Raw genomic sequence first — 19648 nt, forward strand, 5'->3', positions numbered from 1 at the left:
TACCAGGAGGGGAAAGCCGCTCATTATAGCCGTCCGGATGATGGGCGGCTTCGGGCGGGTTACAACAGGCCGTGCGCAGCCAGCTTCTTGCGCAAGGTGGCGCGGTTGATGCCGAGCGCGCCGGCGGCGCGGCTCTGGTTGCCGTCGTGGAACGCCAGCACCTCGCGCAGCAGCGGCACTTCGACTTCGTGCAGCACCAGCGCGTGCAGTCCTTCGGCGCATTCGGTGTCGCCGATGTCGGCAAGGTAGCGGCGCACCATGCGGGTGACGCATTCGCTCAGCGCACTCTGCCCCTGAAGGCTGGCGCCAGGCGAACCCGTGCCCTGCAACGAGGCCTGTTTCGCGGCCTCGGCAGCAGGCAGTCTTACGGCATTCACGGACATTTTCCCTCACGTGCGAAGCGGCGACTGCATCGGTCGCTGCTCATGGTTATGGCTGGTCTTGCGCGTCGCGGCGTCTATCGCATGCCGTCGGACATGTCGGCGCGAGGGGTCGAGTCTACCCGCGCGAGCCGACAATTTTAAGTACCGCAGGCGCCATTATTCGAAACCGATCTCGAACGCCACCGCGTTGTCGCCCGGATCTTCCACCTCCAGCAGCAGCACGGCGCTGCCGCCGGGCGCCAGGCCGTGGCGCAGGACCGCGGCGTCGTCCAGGTACTCCGCCGGCTGCAACCGGCGCATCGCGATGCGCTGGCCCTGGGCATTCGACAAGGTGATCGCCAGCACCGGCCAGGGCTGGGCGAAGCCGGCGTCGTTGCGCACGCTGGCGCTGATCATCAGCGCACCGGCGACGCTGGGATGGGCCTGCACGTTGCTGGCCAGCAGGCGCAACTGCTGCGGCGCGGCGACCAGCGGCAGTTCGCAGCCGAGCATGGCACAGCTGCCGCGCAGCCAGTGGTTCACGAGCGGCTGGCGGATCAGTTCGTCGCGCTCGGCCCAGGCCAGCTGGACGGCCAGCAGCAGGGTGAGCAACAGGCATGCCGTGATCCACGGCCAGTGTCGCTCGCCGGACGAGCGCGGCTGCCGCCGGTTGCGTCGGGCCGCCCGTTCGTGCTGGTGCGTGCGCGGCTCGCGGGCGAAACGCGGGGCGAAGACCAGTTGCGAAAAATCCCCGACGGGCGGCCGCGGTGCGGCGGCCACGACCATCTCGTCGGCGACGACTGCCGGCGGGCCGGGGCGCGGGCGATAGACCACCAGGTCGAGCCGTGGCGGCTGCAGCGCGGGCTGGTTGAGCGGCAGCTCGACAAAGGGCTCCGGCGGGAGCTGCTCGGCGAGTGTGGCGAGACTGTCGAAGCCGGCTTCGCAGTGCCCGCACACGACGTGGCCGTGCGCCTGCGCCAGCGTCTGCGCGTCGAGCGAAAACACGGACAGGCATTCGGGACACTGGGTATACATGCGGGCCGTTGCGGATCGATACGCGGCAAGCTTAGCAGGGTGGTCGCGGCGGCTTCAGGGCCTGCCTGAAGTCGCCGCGACCCCGGCAGCGGGAGCCGGCGCGCGCGCTCAGCCGCGGCGCCGACCGCTGATGCGCACCCAGTCCCCGCGCGTGTCCACGTGCAGTTCGTCGAACCACTCGGCATAGCGCGCCAGCAGTTCGTCCTGCTGGCCGGCGAGGATGCCGGAGATGGCGAACGGTGCGCCGGGCTTCGCGGCGGCAGCAAAGCGGGGCGCCAATGTGCCGAGCGGGCCGGCGAGGATGTTGGCGATGAACACGTCCGCGGCCTCGACCACGTGATCCTCTGGCAGGAACAGCGCGAGGCGCTCGGCCACGCCGTTGCGCTCGGCGTTGTCGCGTGAGGCGATGAGCGCCTGCGGGTCGTTGTCGACGCCGACCGCACTGGCCGCGCCGAGCTTCAGCGCGGCGATCGCCAGGATGCCGGAGCCGCAGCCGTAGTCGGTGAGGGTCTTGCCGGCGAGGTCCAGGCCGTCCAGCCATTCCAGGCACAGCGCGGTGGTCGGGTGGGTGCCGCTGCCGAAAGCCAGGCCCGGGTCGAGCCGCACGACGACGCGCTCGTCATCGATGGGTGGCTCGATGTTCCACGGATAGATCCACAGCCGCCGACCGAACGGCATCGGCTTGAACTGGTCCATCCACGCGCGCTCCCAGTCCTGGTCGGCGAGCTCGGCGAAGTTCAGCTGGTCGGGTTCGAGCCACGGCAGCAGTTCGCCCAGCGCGGCGGCGAGGCCGCGCCGGTCGGCGTGTTCGTCGAACAGCGCGTTCAGCGTGATCGTCGGCCACAGCGGCAGTTCGCCCACGCCGGGCTCGAAGATCGCTTGCTCGTCCGGCGTCTCCGCGTCGGCGTCGCGCAGCGTGATCGACAGCGCGCCGAGGTCGTCCAGCGCTTCTTCCGCGCGGGGCTGCTGTTCGGTGCGAACGACCAGGGAGAGTTCGAGGAATGGCATGAGGCGTATTCGATAGGCCGTGGGAGCGCACTCTGTGCGCGATGGAAGAGCATCGCGCAAAGGGTGCGCTCCCACAGAGAGGTCAGGTGCCGGCGGCGGCTTTCTCTTTCTGCTCGGCCATCCGCTTTTCGAGGTAGTGGATGTTCTGCCCGCCGTGCTGGAAGCCGACGTCGGCCATGATCCGCTGCTGCAGCGGGATGTTGCACTTGACGCCCTCGATCACCGTCTCGGCCAGTGCCAGGCGCATGCGCGCGATCGCGGTGTCGCGGTCGGGGCCGTGCACGATCAGCTTGCCGATCATCGAGTCGTAGTTCGGCGGGATGCGGTAGCCGTCGTAGAGATGCGTGTCCACCCGCACGCCGGGGCCGCCGGGCGCCTCGAAGCGCTTCACCGTGCCGGGGCTGGGCAGGAACGTGTCCGGATCCTCGGCGTTGATGCGGCACTCGATCGCGTGGCCGGTGATCTTGATGTCCTCCTGGCGGATCGACAGCTTCTCGCCGCCGGCGATCAAGAGCTGCTCGCGCACCAGATCCACGCCGGTGATGAACTCGGTCACCGGGTGCTCGACCTGGATGCGGGTGTTCATCTCGATGAAGTAGAAGCGGCCGTTCTCGAACAGGAACTCGAAGGTGCCGGCGCCGCGGTAGCCGATGCGCAGGCAGGCGTCGACGCAGACCTTGCCGATCGCCGCGCGCTGCTCGGGCGTGATGCCCGGCGCCGGCGCTTCTTCCACCACCTTCTGGTGACGGCGCTGCATCGAGCAGTCGCGCTCGCCCAGGTGGATCGCGTTGCCCTGGCCGTCGGCCAGTACCTGGACCTCCACGTGGCGCGGATTCTCCAGGAATTTCTCCATGTACACCTGGTCGTTGCCGAAGGCCGCCTTGGCCTCCTGCTTGGTCATCACGATGGAATTGCCCAGATGGGCCTCGGTGCGCACCACGCGCATGCCGCGGCCGCCGCCGCCGCCGGCGGCCTTGATGATCACCGGGTAGCCGATCTCGCGGGCGATCTTGATGTTGGCGTCGACGTCCTCGCCGAGCGGGCCGCCGGAGCCGGGTACGCACGGCACGCCGGCCGCCTTCATCGCGCGGATCGCCTCGACCTTGTCGCCCATCAGGCGGATCACCTCGGCGGTCGGGCCGATGAAGACGAAGCCGGACTGCTCCACCTGTTCGGCGAAGTCGGCGCGCTCGGACAGGAAGCCGTAGCCAGGGTGGATCGCCTGGGCGTCGGTGATCTCGGCCGCCGCGATGATCCGCGGGATGTTGAGGTAGCTGTCGACCGACGGCCCGGGGCCGATGCAGATCGATTCGTCGGCGAGGCCGACGTGCTTCAGGTTGCGGTCCACGGTGGAGTGCACCGCCACGGTCTTGATGCCCAGACTGTGGCAGGCGCGCAATACGCGCAGCGCGATTTCGCCGCGGTTGGCGATGACGACCTTCTCGAGCATCCGGGCGGCCTCAGGCAATCACGAACATGGGTTCGTCGAATTCCACCGGCTGGCCGTTCTCGACCAGGATCGCCTGCACGGTGCCGGCCACGTCGGCCTCGATCTGGTTGAACATCTTCATCGCCTCGATGATGCCCAGCGTCTCGCCGGCCTTGACCTGCTGGCCGACCTTGACGAAGGCCGGCGTGCCGGGGGTGGCCGAGGCGTAGAAGGTGCCGACCATCGGCGCCTTCACCACGTGGCCGGCGGGCAGCGCGTTCGCCGGCGGAGCCTCGGCTGCTGCCGCGGCAGCGGCGACCGGGGCGGCGGCCACCGCGATCGGCGCGACGGTCGGTGCGGCGGCGACTGGCGCGGCATTCTTCGGCACGCGCGACAGGCGCACGACCTCCTCACCCTCCTTGATTTCCAGTTCGGCGAGGTTGGATTCCTCGAGCAAGTCGATCAGCTTCTTGATTTTGCGCAAATCCATCGGATCAGCCTTTGGTCAGTCAGGCCACCGCTGCGGTGGCCGGGAGTGAATGGGGTGGGCCGTGCGGCCGGGTTCGGTCAGGGGGCGGGGCTTGCCTGCAGCCGCTGCAACGCCGCGTCCAGTGCCAGCCGGTAGCTGTCGCCGCCGAAGCCGCAAATCACACCGAGTGCGATGTCGGACAGGTAGGAGTGGTGGCGAAACGGCTCGCGGGCGAACACATTCGACAGGTGCAGCTCGATGAACGGCATCGCCGCCGCGGCGAACGCGTCGCGCAAGGCGATGCTGGTGTGGGTGAACGCACCGGCATTGCACAGGACGATCGCGGTGCCGTCGTCGCGGCCCTGATGGATGCGCCCGACCAGCTCGTGCTCGGCGTTGGACTGGAACCAGGCCAGCTCGTGCCCGGCCGCGCGCGCACGCTCGGCCAGCTGCTGGTTGATCTCGGCCAGTGTCTCGCGGCCGTAGATGTGCGGCTCGCGTGCACCCAGCAGGTTGAGGTTGGGTCCGTGCAGGACCAGGATTTTCGCCACGGCATCGTCCGGCCAGCGTCCGGAGCTCCCGGAACCCGGCGCAGTGTGCGCGCAGTCGGGAATCTTGTCCAGTTCGCTGCAGATCGACGATGTTTGGCGGAGAAGCGCCGGGTTTCCATCCGTGAGCGTATGTCAACGCCCGGTGGATGCCGGTGCCAGCCAGTGCGCCAGCTGCGCCGCCGACAGCGGGCCGGCATGCGTGGCCAAGATGCGCCCATCGGTGTCGATCAATACGCTATATGGCAGCACCTGCTGCGTATTGCCGAGTTTCAGCGACGTGCTTGGCGGGCCCATGTCGCCGATCAAGATCGGGTAATCCACCACATGTGCGGCCAAAAAGGCGCGAACGTGCGCCGGCTCATCCATCGCGATTCCAATCACGATCGCCTCCTGTTCGCCGAACTTGGCCTGGGCCTCGGCCAGCGCCGGCATCTCGCGCAGGCAGGGTGCGCACCAGCTGGCCCAGAAATTGAGCAGCAGGCGGTGCCCGCGGTAATCGTCCAGCCGATGCGGTTTGCCGTCGAGGTCGGGCAGCACCAGCGGCGGCAACGGCTGGCCGAGCAGAGTCGGCGGCGTCCCGGCAGGCCGCTGGCGGTGTTGCAGGTAGCCGCCCAGTGCGGCGAGCAGCATGGCCAGGCCGAGGATCAGCCAGTTGCCGCGACCGAGCATCAGTGCGCCGCTTCGGTCAGCGCCCGCTCGACCAGCGAGCGGGTCAGCACGGTGGAGAGTCGCCTGCCGGGGCCGCCGTCTTTCGGGAACACCACGTACAGCGGCACGCCGGGCGAGTGGTATTGCTGCAGGAACGCGCTGATGGTCGGGTTGACGTCGGTCCAGTCGCCCTTCATGTAGACCGCGCCGGTGCGCTGGAGCAGGTCGCGGAACGCCTGCGTGCCCAGTACCGCGTGCTCGTTCGCCTTGCAGGTGACGCACCAGTCGGCGGTCATGTCGACGAAGACCGGGGTGCCGGCTGCGCGCAATTCGGCGAGTTTCTGCGGGCTGTAGGCGACTACGCCGTCCTCCGCCGTGGCCGTGCTCGACGGCGGCGGCACGTGGGCGAGCAGGTACATCGGCACCAGGGTGGCGACTGCCAGCACCGCCACGGCGATCTTGCTGGCCGCGCCGCGCGAGCGGCTGCGCTCGAACCACCACAGCGTCATCGCCAGCAGCACCATCGCCACCAACACCAGGCCGACCGCATCGGCGCCGCGCTGGTTGGCCAGCACCCACACCAGCCAGGCGGCGGTGAGGTACATCGGGAAGGCCAGCACCTGCTTCAGCGTTTCCATCCAGCGGCCGGGCTTCGGCAGCAGGCGCGCCAATGCGGGCACGAAGCCGACCGCCAGGAACGGCAGCGCCAGCCCGACGCCCAGCATCAGGAACACCAGCAGCGCCGACAGCATCGGCGCGGCGAACGCATACGCCAGCGCGCTGCCCATGAACGGCGCGGTGCACGGGCTGGCCACCACCACCGCCAGCACGCCGGTGAAGAAGTCGCCGGCCGGGCCGGAGCGCGACGCCAGCACCGCGCCGGTGTTGCCCAGCGAGGCGCCGAACTGCACCACGCCGGACATCGACAGGCCCACCGCCAGCATCACGCAGGCCAACGCGCCGACCAGCAGCGGCTGCTGCAGCTGCGAGCCCCAGCCCAGCGCGTGGCCGGCCGCGCGCAGGGCGAGGATGCCCAGCCCCAGCGCGGCAAAGCTGCACAGCACGCCGGCGGTGTAGAACAATGCGTGGCGGCGGGCGGTGGCGCGGTTCCCGCCGCTCTCCAGTACGCTGACCGCCTTGATCGACAGCACCGGCAGCACGCACGGCATCAGGTTCAGCACCAGGCCGCCGCCGAGCGCCAACAGCAGTGCGGCGAGCAGGCTGACCCGCAGCGGGCCGTCGGCAAGATCGCCTGGCGGGCGTTCTGGCACCGCCACCGCGGTGGCCGGCGCACCGCCGTTCAGGTCGATCTGCACTGCGCGCGTCATCAGCGGATAGCACAGGCCGCCGTCCTGGCAGCCCTGGAAGCTCGCCTGCAGCGCGAGCTGCTTGCGGCCGGCCAGGTCGCCTTCCAGCGTCACCGGCAGCTCGACCTGGTCGAAGTACACGGTGACGTCGCCGTAGTGTTCGTCATGATGCGCAGTGCCGGCCGGCCAGGCGGGCTTCAGCGCGAGGCCAGCGGCGTCGGCGAGCTTCAGCGTGGTCTGGTCGCGGTACAGGTAGTAGCCCTTCGGCATCGTCCAGCGCAGCAACAGCTGTTTGGGACCTTGCGCCAGCGCCTCGAAGCGGAACGCCTGCTCGGCCGGCAGCGGCGCGCCGGTCATGGCTGCGCCCGCATTGCTGCCGAGCCGGTCGAGTGCTGCGCCCAATGCGCTGCCGGCAGCTGGCGTGGCCGCAGCGCCGGCAGCGGTGGGTAGCGGCAGGTCGAGGTGCTCGGTATGCGGCGGGTAGCAGATCTTCGGGTCGACCTCGTGGCAGCCCTGGTACTGCACGCTCAGCGTGAGCCGCGTGGTGCCGGCGGCGACGGTGTACGGGATGCTGGCGTCGACGCCGTGGTGATAGGTCTCCACGTCGCCGAGGTATTCGTCGTGGTGCTTCTCGCCGTCCGGCAGCTGCGCCTCGCCGAGGGTGACGCCGTCGCCGCCCTTGAACTTCATGCGGCCGCGGTAGAGGTAGTAGTCCGGCGCGATGGTCCAGTGCAGCTTCAGCACGCCGGGTGTGGCGGCGTCGGCGCTGAGCTTGTACGCCTCGGTCACCGGCAGCAGGTTTTCCGTGTCCTGCGCCGGCGCGGGCACGGCCCACAGCAGGCCGAGCAGCAGCACGGCCAGGGCGGGAAGGCGGGCGGCCAGACGGCCGGTGATCGAAGGCATCGTGGTTCCGGGTTCAAGTGGTACTACGGTGGGAAAGACATTATGGAGCATGCGCAAGGGGACGCCGTTTGTTGCGGCCTTATGCCTCCCCGGCGGCCAATGGCGGCGCGGCGCGGCGCCCACGGACCAGCCCGGTGGTGAGCGCGGTACCCAGCAGGATCACCGCGCAGCCGCCAAGCATGCGGGCGCTCACCGGCTCGTGGAGCAGCAGGGCGCCCCACAGCACGCCGAACGCCGGGATCAGGTAGGGGATCACCATGATCCGCGTCGCGCCGACCCGCGCCAGCACCCAGAAGAACAGCACGTAGGCCAGCGCGGTGCACAGCACGGCCAGCCCTGCGGCCGCCAGCCATGCCTGCAGCGGTGGGGCCTGCGCCGGCCACGCCAGCAGCGTCGTCGGCAGCAGCAGGAGTGCGGCGACCATGTGGCTGCCGACCGTCACCACCAGCGGCGTCACCCCGGCCAGCCGCAGGTGCGTGTAGTGCACGGCGTAGCCGTACAGCATGGTGGCGGCGACGCAGGCGAGCAACGCCATGCCCGCGCCCGGCCCCAGTGCGAGGCTGCCCTCGGCCAGCCAGACCACGCCGGCGAAGCCGATCGCCAGCCCGGCGCTGCGCCAGGCATCCAGTCGCTGGCCCAGCCACAGCCAGCCGATCAGGGCGGCGAACATCGGCGTCATGCCGTCGATGATCGAGGCCAGGCCCGCCGGCAGGCTGCGCGTGGCGAAGGTGAACAGCACGAACGGCAGCGCCGAATTGGTCAGCCCGACCACCGCGATCGGCCTCCAGTGTGCGCGCCATTCGGCGAGCCGCGTGCGCGAGGCCAGCAGCGGCAGGAAGCACAGCGCCGCGCCGATCGCGCGCAATCCGGCCAGCGGCAGCGCGCCGAAGGCGCCGGCGCCCATCCGCATGAACAGGAACGAGCCGCCCCACAGGGCGCCTAGCGAGAGCAGCACGGCATAGTCGATCTTCTTCATCTCGAGGGGCGGCAGGGCGGGGACATCCAGTGTGCTCAGGCGCCACTGACAAGGGCTGTCAGCAGTCTTGCGGCGCCTCGCCGGTCGCAGCGCGCACCCAGTCCAGATAGGCCGCGTGGCCGCGCTGCACCGGCACCGCGACCAGCTCGGGCAACTCGTACGGGTGCAGTTCGAGCAGCCGCGCCTTCAGCGCGTCGAAGCGCGCGGCGGTGGTCTTGATCAGCAGCAGCTCCTCGCCCTCGGTGGCCACGCGGCCCTGCCAGCGATAGGTCGAGACGACCCCGGGCAGGCGGTTCACGCAGGCGGCCAGCCGTTCGTCCACCAACGCTCCGGCGATCGCCTGCGCGCTGGCCGTGTCGGGGCAGGCGCAATAGCAGAGCAGGACGGCGTTGGGCGCTGCAGGCCGGGTCATCCGTCAAGCCTACCCCGGTTGCAGGTCGATTTCGCCGATCACTCTTGAAAGTCGCAGCCGCCCGCCCAATTAGCTTATCCATCCCGGGTCACGCAGCTCTTGCAGCGGCGTCGCAGACACGTAAAATTGGCACTCATTCACTCCGAGTGCTAACAAGATCGCAGGCCCGGATCTTGAAAGACTTGCCCATCAACCACTTGTAACAGCTGGAGTCATCCATGAGCACACTGCGTCCGTTGCACGACCGCGTCATCGTCAAGCGTCTCGAAGAAGAGCGCGTCTCCGCCGGCGGCATCGTCATCCCCGACAGCGCCACCGAGAAGCCGACCCGCGGCAAGGTCGTCGCTGCCGGCACCGGCCTGATCATGAGCGACGGCAAGGTGCGCCCGATGTCGCTGAAGGCCGGCGACGTGGTGCTGTTCGGCAAGTACGCTGGGCAGGAAATCAAGATCGACGGCGAAGAGCTGGTCTTCCTGAAGGAAGACGACATCGTGGCGGTGATCGAGGGCTGACGCCTTTGGCCGGGCCGGGTCGAGCGCGTTGAAGCGCGCACACCGTACGGTTCGGTGATCCGCTGCAAAACCCCTTTACTTATTTCAAAATTTTTCAAGGAAAAATTTATGGCCGCTAAAGAAGTCCGCTTCGGCGAAGACGCCCGCTCGCGCATCCTCAAGGGCGTGAACACGCTCGCCAATGCCGTCAAGGTCACGCTCGGCCCGAAGGGCCGCAACGTCGTGCTCGAGAAGAGCTTCGGCGCCCCCACGATCACCAAGGACGGCGTGTCCGTCGCCAAGGAGATCGAGCTGGCCGACAAGTACGAGAACCTCGGCGCGCAGATCGTCAAGGAAGCCGCCTCCAAGACCTCCGACGTCGCCGGTGACGGCACCACCACCGCCACCGTGCTGGCGCAGGCGTTCATCCAGGAAGGCCTCAAGGCGGTCGCCGCCGGCATGAACCCGATGGATCTGAAGCGCGGCATCGACAAGGCGGTCATCGCCGCCGTCGGCGAGCTGAAGAAGCTCTCCAACCCCACCGCGAACGACAAGGAAATCGCCCAGGTCGGTACCATCTCGGCGAACTCCGACACCAACATCGGCGACATCATCGCCACCGCGATGAAGAAGGTCGGCAAGGAAGGCGTGATCACGGTCGAGGAAGGCTCGGGCCTGGAGAACGAGCTGGACGTGGTCGAAGGCATGCAGTTCGATCGCGGCTACCTGTCGCCGTACTTCATCAACAACCAGCAGAGCCAGCAGGTCGAGCTGGACGATCCGTACATCCTGATCCACGACAAGAAGGTCTCCAACGTCCGCGAGCTGCTGCCGGTGCTGGAAGCCGTCGCCAAGGCCGGCAAGCCGCTGCTGATCGTGGCCGAGGAAGTGGAAGGCGAGGCGCTGGCCACGCTGGTGGTCAACACCATCCGCGGCATCGTCAAGGTCGCCGCCGTCAAGGCGCCGGGCTTCGGTGACCGTCGCAAGGCGATCCTCGAGGACATCGCCATCCTCACCAACGGCCAGGTCGTGTCCGAGGAAGTGGGCCTGTCGCTGGAGAAGACCACCATCGGCGACCTGGGTCGCGCCAAGCGCATCGTGATCACCAAGGAAAACACCACCATCATCGACGGCGCCGGCGAGGCGGAGAAGATCCAGTCGCGCATCAAGCAGATCAAGGCGCAGATCGAGGAGACCTCCTCCGACTACGACCGCGAGAAGCTGCAGGAGCGCGTGGCCAAGCTGGCCGGCGGCGTGGCGGTGATCAAGGTCGGTGCCGCCACCGAAGTCGAGATGAAGGAAAAGAAGGCGCGCGTCGAAGATGCCCTGCACGCGACCCGTGCGGCAGTCGAGGAAGGTGTGGTCCCCGGCGGCGGCGTCGCGCTGATCCGCGCGCTGAGGGCGGTCGAAGGTCTGAAGGGCGACAACACCGACCAGAACCTCGGCATCGCGATCACCCGCCGCGCGCTGGAAGCGCCGCTGCGCGCGATCGTCGCCAACGCTGGCGAAGAGCCGTCCGTGGTGCTCAACAAGGTCAAGGAAGGCAAGGGCAACTTCGGCTACAACGCCGCCACCGGCGAGTTCGGCGACATGGTCGAGATGGGTATCCTGGATCCGACCAAGGTGACCCGCACGGCCCTGCAGCATGCCGCGTCGGTCGCCGGCCTGGCGATCACCACCGAGGCGATCGTCGCCGAGCTGCCGAAGAAGGAAGAGCACAACCACGGCGCCGGCGGCATGGGCGGCGGCATGGGCGGCATGGGCGGCATGGATTTCTGATCCGGCCGCAGCCGTTCGCCCTGAGCGTAGCCGCGCAGCGGCCAAGTCGAAGGGCACGCGACAAGAAAAACCCCGCCTTGGCGGGGTTTTTCTTTTGCCTTGCCGGCATGGACGAGATGCCGTACCGGTGGCAGTGGGCTCAGTGGCCGTGGGTGTTCGCGTTGCCGCTGACGCCGGCGTTGCCGCTGGCGTTGACGCCCTTCACCGCGTCGCCGACCGAGCCGGCGGCGCGGTCGGTGGACTGGATCGCCGTATGCGCGGCGTCGCGCACGTCGCCACCCACGCCCTGGCCCATCTCGCCGGCCTTGCCGGCGGTGGCGGCGGTGTCGAGGCCGGCGCCGGCCTCGACGTTGGCGTTGGCATCGGCATGCGAGTCGTCGGCACCCGCTCCGATCGTGCCGTTGGCATTCGCGTCGGCGTCGGCGTCGGCGTGGTCGTCGATGTTTGAGCGGCTCGTGTCGACGGCCTTGCGGGTGTGGCGTTTCAGGCGGGAGTCGGTGCGCTGTAGGCGCCGTTCGGTCTGCGCGGTGGTCTGGTCGACGGCGTGCAGGGCGCTCGGCGCCGCGGCGCCGACGTGGGCGCTGGCACCGACCTGAGCGGCGCCGCCGAGATGGGCCTGGGCGAAGGCGGATGCGGTGAATACGCTGGCACCGATGACGAGGACGGAAAGCATGGTCTTGCGCATGGGATGAGCCTCCACGATAGGGGAAAGGCCGCTGGGCACGCCCCTGCACGCTGCTCCGCGGGCACGTCGAACCTAGGCGTCGCTGGCAGACTGTCGTCTGAACACGGGGTCGCGGTCTTCAGCTGCCGGACAGTTCGCTGAACGGCAATCCCGACGCCAGCGCTCGTAACCGGCGCGGATCGCCGCGTGCGGGCTGGAGGGACAGTTCGCTGAACGGCAATCCCGACGCCAGCGCCGGGTTCCGCGCGTCACCGGACGGCAGCGGATGACGGCCCCGGCGCGGCGTCGCCATGGGCAAGGGCGCCGGTCGCCGCCGGCGCCGCCGGCCGCGGCAACAGGCTGTCCAGTTTGTCCTTCATGCGCAGCTGGTCGATGCTGGCCATGGCCTGGTCGAGTTGCTGCTGCGCGTCGCCCTCGGCCAGCGGCGGCGCACCGGGGGCCTCGGTGAGCGCGGCCAGCTGCGGGCCGACCAGTTCGGTCAGCGCGAAGTACGGATCGTCGTGGATGCCGACGTGCGCCAGCAGCTTGCCGGGCAGCAGCCATGACGCCGTGTCGGTGGTGCGGCGCTTGCCCGGGTGCTTCGGGTCGACCAGCAGCCACACGCCGGCCTGGCCCAGCATGTCGCCGCCGTCGACGAAGCCGGCGATCTGGTAGCTGTTGCTCAGCGCGGGCAGGTGGTCGCCATAGAACAGCACCACGCTGGGCCGCTGGCGCTGGGCCAGCAGCTTCACCAGCCGGCCGAGTTCGGCGTCGGCGTGCTTCAGGTGGTAGAGGTAGGTCTGCAGCTCCAGCTTGTCGCGGCCTTCGATGCCCTCGGGCACCGGGATCGCGTCGCGTTCGGCGATGCGGGCCGGCTCGACGTCGTACGGGCCGTGCGCCTCGATGCTGATGGCGAAGATGAACTGCGGTGGGCCGTCGTCCTTCAGCTGGGCCATGATCTCGTCGGTCATCGCGCTGTCGGCCATGTACTTGCCGTCGTTCGCCGCGGTGGGCGGGAACGACGACTGCGACACGAAGCGGTCGAAGCCGATCGCCTTGAACGCGGCGGTGCGGTTCCAGAACGCCGGGTCGTTGCCGTGCAGGGCCAGCGTCGAGTAGCCATGCCGGCTCAGCGTGCGCACCAGCCCCGGCAGCGCCTTGTGGCTCATCTGCAGGTAGGGGAACTGCAGGTTGTCGAAGTAGCGCAGCGACAACCCGGTGAGAAACTCGAACTCGGTGCGGATGGTGCCGCCGCCGAAGGTGGGCACGTGCAGCTTGCCGCTGCTGCCGTGTGCGGCGAGCCGGCGCAGGTTCGGCGCGAAGTTGCTGTGCTCGTAGCCGCGCATGATGCTCGGGTCGAAAAACGACTCGCTCTGCACCACCACGATGTCGGGCAGCTCGCCAGCGGCGCCCGGCGCCTGCATCGACTGCAGCAGGGCCGGCGTGGACTGCTCGATCAGCCGGGCCGCCTCGGCGCGGTCGGGCTTGTGCTCGCCCTTGCCGTATTCGAGATGGAACAGCATCAGCGCACTGACCAGGCCGGAATGGGTGGTGGTGGAGATCGTCGACCACGGTTCCAGCCACAGTGTCTTCGCGTTGTAGACCTTCGCCCAGGCGGGTAGGCCGACCAGCATGCTGGCCAGCGCCAGCGCCTGCACGCTGCCGCCGAGCAGGCGCGCGCCGCGCGTGCGGCGCGCGAACAGCGGTGGCTCCAGCCGCCACGCGGCGACGATCAGCGCCACCGCGGCGAGCAGGCCCAGGTACGGCCACGGGCTGTGCGGCAGGTAGCCGGACAGGATGTGCATGCCGCCCTTGTGCAACTGGCCGACGATGCGGAAATCGTCCGGCAGCAGCGGCGTGCCCAGGTTCGCCACCTTCAGCACGTTCACCGCGTACAGCAGCCCCTGCAGCAGGAACGCGAGCGCGAACGACAGCAGCGCGCGGCGGCTGATCGCCAGCAGCAGGCCGGCCAGCAGCAGGCCCGGCCAGGCGTTGGCCAGCGGATAGCGCGCCTGGTCGAACAGGCGCAGCGGGGTCACCCCGATGCCGCCGTCCAGCAGCCCGGTCAGCAGCACGAAGGCCAGCGCCAGCAACAACAGCAACCCGACGCGGGAAACGACGACGCGCCAGTGTGCGAGTGGGTGGGCGGAGTTCAAGGGCATGGCAGTGCCGCGTTTGCTGTCATGGTCTGGACGGGTCAATGTAATGGCATTTGCATGAACAGCGGGTAGGTGCCGGTGGTCCGTCGGCGTGGTCCCGGCAGGCGCCCGGCATGCGGCACAATGGCAGGATGAGCCATCCCGAATCCGCCGCGCTGCAGGCGCTGATCGACGACCGCTACGGCGACCTGGCTGCCCGCTGCCGCGCCGCCGGGGTGCCGCTGCATGACGATGCCGGCGTGGCCGAGCGGATCCGGCGCACCCTGCTGGCCAGCGATTTCGCGTTCGACGTGTGGTGCCGCCAGCCGCAGCTGCTGGCGCCGGCCGGGCTGGAGCGGCTGCGCTCGGGCAGCGATGCCAGCGCGCGCAGCGACGCCCTGAAGCTGCCGGCGGACGAGGCCGCCTGCATGACCGTGCTGCGCCGCTTCCGCCATGCCGAGGCGCTGCGGCTGGTGTTTCGCGACGTCAATGCCCTGGACGAATTGCCGGAAACGCTGTCGGCCACCAGCGTGCTGTACGAGGTGCTGCTGGAGCTGGCGCTGGGCTGGTCCGAACGCGCGCTGGCCGCGCGCTACGGCGCCAGTCGCGACCACGACGGCGCGCTGCAGCGGCTGCTGGTGATCGGCTTCGGCAAGCTCGGCGGCAGCGAGCTGAACTTCTCCTCCGACATCGACCTGGTGTTTGCCTACCCGCAGGGTGGCCACAGCGACGGCGCACACGCGCTGGACAACAGCGAGTACTTCGTGCGGCTCGGGCGCCAGCTGGTGCGCCTGCTGAACGAGCCGACCATGGACGGCATCTGCGCACGGGTCGACCTGCGCCTGCGCCCGTTCGGCAACGCCGGGCGGCTGGCGCTGTCGTTTGCCGCGATGGAGCAGTACTACCAGAACGAGGGCCGCGACTGGGAACGCTACGCCTGGATCAAGGCGCGCCCGGTGGCCGGCGACCGCGCCGCCGGCAAGCAGCTGCAGGAGCTGCTGCGCCCGTTCGTGTACCGCAAATACCTCGACTACACCGCGTTCGCGGGGCTGCGCGAGATGAAGGCGCTGATTGACGCCGAGGTGGCGCGCAAGGACCTGGCCGACAACCTCAAGCTCGGCGCCGGCGGCATCCGCGAGATCGAGTTCATCGTGCAGCTGACCCAGCTGATCCGCGGCGGCCGCGAGCCCAGCTTGCGCGTACGCGGCCTGCTCGGCGCGCTGACTGCGTGCGAGGCGCGCGGCCACATCGGCGCGGCGCGCGCGGGCATGCTGCGCGAGGCCTACGTGCTGCTGCGCCGGGTCGAGAACCGCGTGCAGATGCTGCGCGACGCGCAGACCCACGACATCCCCGCCGACGCGCTGAGCCGCGAGCGCATCGCGCGCGGCCTCGACTATCCCGACTGGGACAGCCTGCATGCGGCGCTGGCGAAACAGCGCGCCAGCGTCAGCGAGGAATTTGCCGCCGTGCTCATGCCGCAGGGCGGCCGCGCCGCCCGCGTGCCGGCGGCCGACAAGCTGCTGTGGCAGCACACCTGCGACGAATCGCTGGACGCCGCCACGCTGGAAGCTTCCGGCTTCGCGCCCGGCGCCGAGCTGGCCGATGCCCTGCTGAAATTGCCGCAGGCCGCGGCGGTGCGCGCGATGTCGCCGCGCTCGCGTGAGCGCCTCGACCACCTGATGCCGCAACTGCTCGACGCCGCCCGCGCCACCACCGCGCCGGTGCCCAGCCTGCTGCGATTGTGCCGACTGATGCAGGCGGTGGCGCGGCGCTCATCCTATCTCGCGCTGCTGGAAGAACAGCCAGCGGCGCGGCGACGGCTGGTGCGGCTGTTCGCCGACAGCGCGTTCCTGGCCGAGCGCGTGATCGCGCAGCCGCTGCTGCTGGACGACGTGCTCGATCCGCGCATCGACCAATTGCCGCTCAAGCGCGCCGACATCACCGCCGAGATCGCGCGCGTGCTGGGCACGCTGGAGGAGCGCGAGGCCGAGGCGGAGCTGGAGCGGATCAACGAGTTCAAGGCTTCCACCGCGTTCCGCCTCGGGCTGGCCTTCAACGACGGCCGCGCCGACGCGGTGGCCACCGCGCGCCGGCTGGCCGCGCTGGCCGAGTCGGTGGTCGGCGCGGTGCTGGCGCTGGCCGAGCGCGAGCTGGTCGCCCAGCACGGCCGCCTGCCGGGAGAAGGCTCCGGGTTTTCCGTGCTGGGCTACGGCAGCCTTGGCGGCGAGGAGCTGGGCTTTGCTTCCGACCTGGATCTGGTGTTCGTCTACGACGGCCGCCGCGCGCAGGCGCTGAGCGACGGCGCGCGGCCAATCGAGGGCTCGCGCTGGTACCAGCGCCTGGCCCAGCGGGTGATGAACTGGCTCACCGTGCTGACCCGCGGCGGGCGCCTGTACGAAGTCGACACGCGGCTGCGCCCGGATGGCTCCAAGGGCCTGCTGGTTGGCAGCCTGGACGCCTTCGTGGCCTACCAGCAGAGCCGCGCATGGACGTGGGAGCACCAGGCGCTGCTGCGCGCACGGCCGGTGGCCGGCGACGGCGTAATCAACGTCGAGCTGGCCGGGGTGCGCCGCGCGATCCTGGCGGTGCCACGCGAGCGCGCCACCGTGCTGGCCGAGGTCGCCAGCATGCGGGCGCGCTGGCGCGCCGAGCGCGACCGTTCCGACGAGCGCCGGTTCGACCTCAAGCAGGGCCACGGCGGCCTGCTCGACATCGAGTTCGCGCTGCAGGGACTGGTGCTGGCGCACGCGACCGCGCAGCCGGCCCTGCTCGGCGTCACCGCGAACGCCGGGCTGATCGAGGCCTGCCGCGTCGCCGGGCTGCTCGACAACGACCAGGCGGCAGTCCTCGGCGTGGCCCACGCCGACCTGCTGCGCCGCGCGCTGGCCTGCACGCTCGACCTGCGCTCGCGCATCGCGCCGCGCGACGCCGAGCTGGCGCAGTTGTGCGCCAGCGTGCGCGGGGTCACCGACGCGCTGGGCTTTGCGTTCGGCTGAATCGCGGACGCTTCATGGACGCCGGTTTTTGCTCGTCATTCCCGCGAAAGCGGGCAGGACGGCCGTTGTCCGGACCGTTCTCAGCCCGTCAGTTGCGTCGCCTGCCGCCGTGCGATCCGCTCGCGCAGCGCGGCGGCGATCGTGGCCGTTTCGCGCAGCGGTGATGGTGGGGTGGCAGGAGTCGATTCATCCAGATCCCGCAGTCGCCCGGCCTCGCGCAGCGATTGGTGGAAGCGCGCGAGCTTCGCCGGCAGCGGTGCGGTGACCAGGGTCTCGACCGGGCAGCCGACGGCGCAGGCTTCGGAGAGCATGTTCACCGAGTCGGGCGTGACCACCAGCCGGTCGGCCCAGCCGAGTACGCCGGGGTAGGGATTGCGGCCGTCGTCGGGGCCGGCCCAGAGCAGCCCGGGCACGCCGCGCAGGGCCTGGCGGAACACGTCGACCAGCGCCGGCGAGGTGCGCCGCGAACCCAGTACCAGCAGGCTGCCGCCCTCGCGGTGCTGGCGTTCGAGCAGGCGTGCGGCGAGCCGGTGGGCGTAGTCGGCGTTCAGTGCGATGCCCTGGCGCGGGCCGCCGAGCAGCACGCCCACGCGCGGCTGCGGCAGCTCGGCGAAGCGGGGGCAGGATTCGCGGCCGTCGGCCAGCCACTCGTCGTCCACCGAGTTCAGCGAGCCGAGCGGGCGCAGCACGTTCGGGCCGTCGAGTTGGTCGTGGCGGGGAGCGATCACCGTGTCCCAGCGCGCGGGGTCGATGCGCGGGTTCAGGATCTGCACGGTGTAGCACTGCCCGTCGGACAGCCGGCGCAGCATGCGGGTGAACAGCGCGGCGGCGCGACCGCAGCCGATCGCCACCGCCGGCCACGGCGGCGTGAACAAGCGGCGCTGCTGGATGGGCAGGGCGAGCCGGCCACCCAGTTCCAGCCGTGGCGCCAGCCACGACCACGGCGCCCGCGGCTGCAGCACCAGGTGGCGCAGCGGCAGCTGCAGGTGTTCGGCCAGCGCCAGTGCCTGGCGCTGGTTGCCGGCGGCGTGGTCGGTGATCACCCAGCATTCGCCTTGCAGTTTCAGCATGGGCGCAGGCGTCGCGGCATTGTTTCGCGAATGAACACTGTACGTTCCTCTTATGGGTCAACTGTTCGCATGCGACCACCTATAAACTGGTTGAATGGCGTCATTGACGACGCGTCTTTCCACAGAGGATACCGATGAGCGAGTTGCTTTCCGAGGCCAGTCTGGACCAGTTGTTCCGCCATGCCCGCACCTTCAATGCGTGGCTGCCGAAAGAAGTGAGCGACGAGCAGCTGCAGCAGATCTACGAGCTGGCCAAGTTCGGGCCGACCAGCGCGAACTCCTCGCCGGCGCGGGTGGTATTCGTGAAGTCGCGGGCGGCGAAGGCGAAGCTGGAGCCGTTCCTGTCCGACGGCAACCGCGCCAAGACCATGGAGGCGCCGGTGACCGCGATCGTGGCCACCGACCACGCGTTCTACGAAAAGCTGCCGAAGCTGTTCCCGCACGCCGACGCGAGGAGCTGGTTCGTCGGCAACCAGCCGCTGATCGACACCACTGCGTTCCGCAATGCCACCTTGCAGGGCGCGTACCTGCTGCTGGCGGCGCGGGCGGTCGGGCTGGACTGCGGCCCGATGTCCGGCTTCGACAATGCCGGCGTGGATGCGGCGTTCTTTGCCGGCACCTCGATCAAGTCGAACTTCCTGATCAGCATCGGCTACGGCGACGCCAGCCGCAACCTGTTCGCGCGCAGCCCGCGGCTGGGGTTCGACGAAGCCTGCACGATCGCCTGATTTCCATTTTCCCCATCATCTACAGGAGCCACGTTCATGCGCGCACTGAAGTATCTCGTTTTCGCCGGCCTGCTCGGCGCGGTCGTGGCGGCCCAGGCCGCTCCGGTCACCTACAAGCTCGACCCGGCCCACACCATGGTCCTGTTCAGCTGGAACCACTTCGGCTACTCCAATCCCACCGCCAACCTTGGCTTGGGCGAGGGCACGCTGGTGTTCGACGAGCAGCACCCGGCCAAGTCCAGCGTCGACGTGACCCTGCCGCTGGAGCTCCTCGACACCCACGTGCCGGCGCTGGACGAACACCTGAAGAAGCCGGACTTCCTCGATGCCGGGAAGTATCCGGTGGTGACCTTCAAGAGCACCGCCGTGCAGCCGCTGGGCGGCAACAAGTTCAAGGTCAGCGGCAACCTCACGGTGCACGGCGTGACCCGGCCGGTGGTGCTGGCCGCGACGCTGAACAAGATCGGCCCGCACCCGATGACCAAGGCGCCATCGATCGGCTTCGACGCCACCGCCAGCATCAAGCGCTCGGATTTCGGCGTCGGCGCCTACGTGCCGAACGTCAGCGACGAGCTGGCCATCCGCATCACCACCGAGGCCTCGGTGCCGAAGCAGGCCGCGGCCAAGTAGGTTGCGGTGACCCACAAAAAACCGCGCCATCGTCGGCGCGGTTTTTTTGTGG

The 19648-nt window shown here is 69.5% G+C and carries 18 protein-coding genes; 5 read left to right on the forward strand and 13 right to left on the reverse strand.

Features of this window, described 5'->3' with window-relative positions:
- Positions 1-59: 59 nt before the first annotated feature.
- The 10 genes from RHOOR87_RS20745 to cutA form a co-directional block, all read right to left on the reverse strand.
- Entirely contained in the window at positions 60-377 is a 318-nt protein-coding gene (locus tag RHOOR87_RS20745; protein WP_231378311.1) for a helix-turn-helix domain-containing protein, read from the reverse strand.
- Between the two features lie 162 nt (positions 378-539).
- The gene (locus RHOOR87_RS0109475; protein WP_015446609.1) at positions 540-1397 is read right to left on the reverse strand and encodes a zinc-ribbon and DUF3426 domain-containing protein; all 858 of its coding nucleotides are present in this window, start codon (positions 1395-1397) and stop codon (positions 540-542) included.
- 108 nt (positions 1398-1505) lie between these two features.
- Complete coding sequence (gene prmA / locus RHOOR87_RS0109480; protein ID WP_015446610.1) at positions 1506-2405, reverse strand: 50S ribosomal protein L11 methyltransferase; 900 nt, start codon at positions 2403-2405, stop codon at positions 1506-1508.
- 82 nt (positions 2406-2487) lie between these two features.
- Entirely contained in the window at positions 2488-3855 is a 1368-nt protein-coding gene (gene accC / locus RHOOR87_RS0109485) for an acetyl-CoA carboxylase biotin carboxylase subunit (protein ID WP_007514140.1), read from the reverse strand.
- Positions 3856-3865: 10 nt separating this feature from the next.
- Positions 3866-4324, reverse strand: coding sequence for an acetyl-CoA carboxylase biotin carboxyl carrier protein (gene accB, locus RHOOR87_RS0109490; RefSeq protein ID WP_015446611.1), 459 nt, complete (start codon positions 4322-4324; stop codon positions 3866-3868).
- A 77-nt stretch (positions 4325-4401) separates the two neighbouring features.
- Entirely contained in the window at positions 4402-4854 is a 453-nt protein-coding gene (gene aroQ / locus RHOOR87_RS0109495) for a type II 3-dehydroquinate dehydratase (RefSeq protein ID WP_007514145.1), read from the reverse strand.
- A gap of 132 nt (positions 4855-4986) precedes the next feature.
- Positions 4987-5523 (reverse strand): TlpA disulfide reductase family protein, encoded by a 537-nt coding sequence (locus tag RHOOR87_RS0109500; protein WP_027484875.1) that lies wholly within the window; start codon positions 5521-5523, stop codon positions 4987-4989.
- On the reverse strand, positions 5523-7712 hold the full coding sequence (locus RHOOR87_RS0109505) for a protein-disulfide reductase DsbD (RefSeq protein ID WP_027484876.1): 2190 nt from the start codon (positions 7710-7712) through the stop codon (positions 5523-5525). Before RHOOR87_RS0109505 ends, RHOOR87_RS0109500 begins: the two co-directional genes overlap by 1 nt.
- Positions 7713-7791: 79 nt before the next feature.
- On the reverse strand, positions 7792-8688 hold the full coding sequence (locus RHOOR87_RS0109510) for a DMT family transporter (protein WP_027484877.1): 897 nt from the start codon (positions 8686-8688) through the stop codon (positions 7792-7794).
- Positions 8689-8746: 58 nt separating this feature from the next.
- The gene (gene cutA, locus RHOOR87_RS0109515; RefSeq protein WP_007514154.1) at positions 8747-9100 is read right to left on the reverse strand and encodes a divalent-cation tolerance protein CutA; all 354 of its coding nucleotides are present in this window, start codon (positions 9098-9100) and stop codon (positions 8747-8749) included.
- A 218-nt stretch (positions 9101-9318) separates the two neighbouring features.
- Between cutA and RHOOR87_RS0109520 the strand changes: the two genes are divergently transcribed.
- Entirely contained in the window at positions 9319-9612 is a 294-nt protein-coding gene (locus RHOOR87_RS0109520; RefSeq protein WP_007514157.1) for a co-chaperone GroES, read from the forward strand.
- A gap of 108 nt (positions 9613-9720) precedes the next feature.
- Positions 9721-11370 (forward strand): chaperonin GroEL, encoded by a 1650-nt coding sequence (groL, locus tag RHOOR87_RS0109525; RefSeq protein ID WP_007514159.1) that lies wholly within the window; start codon positions 9721-9723, stop codon positions 11368-11370.
- A 139-nt stretch (positions 11371-11509) separates the two neighbouring features.
- Here groL and RHOOR87_RS0109530 read toward each other — a convergent pair whose 3' ends face one another.
- Both RHOOR87_RS0109530 and RHOOR87_RS0109535 read right to left on the reverse strand, forming a co-directional pair.
- A complete protein-coding gene (locus RHOOR87_RS0109530; RefSeq protein WP_027484878.1) occupies positions 11510-12055 on the reverse strand; it encodes a hypothetical protein in 546 nt (181 codons plus the stop codon).
- A 248-nt stretch (positions 12056-12303) separates the two neighbouring features.
- On the reverse strand, positions 12304-14196 hold the full coding sequence (locus tag RHOOR87_RS0109535; RefSeq protein ID WP_027484879.1) for an LTA synthase family protein: 1893 nt from the start codon (positions 14194-14196) through the stop codon (positions 12304-12306).
- A gap of 128 nt (positions 14197-14324) precedes the next feature.
- On the opposite strand from RHOOR87_RS0109535, the gene glnE reads away from it, so the two are divergent.
- Positions 14325-17168: a bifunctional [glutamate--ammonia ligase]-adenylyl-L-tyrosine phosphorylase/[glutamate--ammonia-ligase] adenylyltransferase gene (gene glnE, locus RHOOR87_RS0109540; RefSeq protein ID WP_043795463.1), complete on the forward strand. Its 2844-nt coding sequence runs from the start codon at positions 14325-14327 to the stop codon at positions 17166-17168.
- 80 nt (positions 17169-17248) lie between these two features.
- Here the strand turns inward: glnE and RHOOR87_RS0109545 are convergent, their stop codons facing one another.
- A complete protein-coding gene (locus RHOOR87_RS0109545; RefSeq protein ID WP_027484881.1) occupies positions 17249-18238 on the reverse strand; it encodes a mitochondrial fission ELM1 family protein in 990 nt (329 codons plus the stop codon).
- Positions 18239-18372: 134 nt separating this feature from the next.
- Here RHOOR87_RS0109545 and RHOOR87_RS0109550 point away from each other — a divergent pair, with 134 nt between their 5' ends.
- Positions 18373-18966 (forward strand): malonic semialdehyde reductase, encoded by a 594-nt coding sequence (locus RHOOR87_RS0109550; RefSeq protein ID WP_007514171.1) that lies wholly within the window; start codon positions 18373-18375, stop codon positions 18964-18966.
- Between the two features lie 36 nt (positions 18967-19002).
- Positions 19003-19596, forward strand: coding sequence for a YceI family protein (locus RHOOR87_RS0109555; RefSeq protein WP_007514173.1), 594 nt, complete (start codon positions 19003-19005; stop codon positions 19594-19596).
- The last annotated feature ends 52 nt before the right edge of the window (positions 19597-19648 follow it).

The organism is Rhodanobacter sp. OR87, assembly GCF_000473345.1.
GTDB classification, from domain to species: Bacteria; Pseudomonadota; Gammaproteobacteria; order Xanthomonadales; family Rhodanobacteraceae; genus Rhodanobacter; species Rhodanobacter denitrificans.

What these genes read in the sequence shown, in the direction of transcription:
- RHOOR87_RS0109545 (WP_027484881.1), bottom strand. Translation starts at nt 18,238, where the DNA reads ATGCTGAAACTGCAAGGCGAATGCTGGGTGATCACCGACCACGCCGCC.
- RHOOR87_RS0109535 (WP_027484879.1), bottom strand. Translation starts at nt 14,196, where the DNA reads ATGCCCTTGAACTCCGCCCACCCACTCGCACACTGGCGCGTCGTCGTT.
- groL (WP_007514159.1), top strand. Translation starts at nt 9,721, where the DNA reads ATGGCCGCTAAAGAAGTCCGCTTCGGCGAAGACGCCCGCTCGCGCATC.
- RHOOR87_RS0109550 (WP_007514171.1), top strand. Translation starts at nt 18,373, where the DNA reads ATGAGCGAGTTGCTTTCCGAGGCCAGTCTGGACCAGTTGTTCCGCCAT.
- prmA (WP_015446610.1), bottom strand. Translation starts at nt 2,405, where the DNA reads ATGCCATTCCTCGAACTCTCCCTGGTCGTTCGCACCGAACAGCAGCCC.
- RHOOR87_RS0109505 (WP_027484876.1), bottom strand. Translation starts at nt 7,712, where the DNA reads ATGCCTTCGATCACCGGCCGTCTGGCCGCCCGCCTTCCCGCCCTGGCC.
- RHOOR87_RS0109510 (WP_027484877.1), bottom strand. Translation starts at nt 8,688, where the DNA reads ATGAAGAAGATCGACTATGCCGTGCTGCTCTCGCTAGGCGCCCTGTGG.
- accC (WP_007514140.1), bottom strand. Translation starts at nt 3,855, where the DNA reads ATGCTCGAGAAGGTCGTCATCGCCAACCGCGGCGAAATCGCGCTGCGC.
- RHOOR87_RS0109520 (WP_007514157.1), top strand. Translation starts at nt 9,319, where the DNA reads ATGAGCACACTGCGTCCGTTGCACGACCGCGTCATCGTCAAGCGTCTC.
- accB (WP_015446611.1), bottom strand. Translation starts at nt 4,324, where the DNA reads ATGGATTTGCGCAAAATCAAGAAGCTGATCGACTTGCTCGAGGAATCC.
- RHOOR87_RS0109500 (WP_027484875.1), bottom strand. Translation starts at nt 5,523, where the DNA reads ATGCTCGGTCGCGGCAACTGGCTGATCCTCGGCCTGGCCATGCTGCTC.
- glnE (WP_043795463.1), top strand. Translation starts at nt 14,325, where the DNA reads ATGAGCCATCCCGAATCCGCCGCGCTGCAGGCGCTGATCGACGACCGC.
- RHOOR87_RS0109530 (WP_027484878.1), bottom strand. Translation starts at nt 12,055, where the DNA reads ATGCGCAAGACCATGCTTTCCGTCCTCGTCATCGGTGCCAGCGTATTC.
- RHOOR87_RS0109555 (WP_007514173.1), top strand. Translation starts at nt 19,003, where the DNA reads ATGCGCGCACTGAAGTATCTCGTTTTCGCCGGCCTGCTCGGCGCGGTC.
- cutA (WP_007514154.1), bottom strand. Translation starts at nt 9,100, where the DNA reads ATGACCCGGCCTGCAGCGCCCAACGCCGTCCTGCTCTGCTATTGCGCC.
- RHOOR87_RS0109475 (WP_015446609.1), bottom strand. Translation starts at nt 1,397, where the DNA reads ATGTATACCCAGTGTCCCGAATGCCTGTCCGTGTTTTCGCTCGACGCG.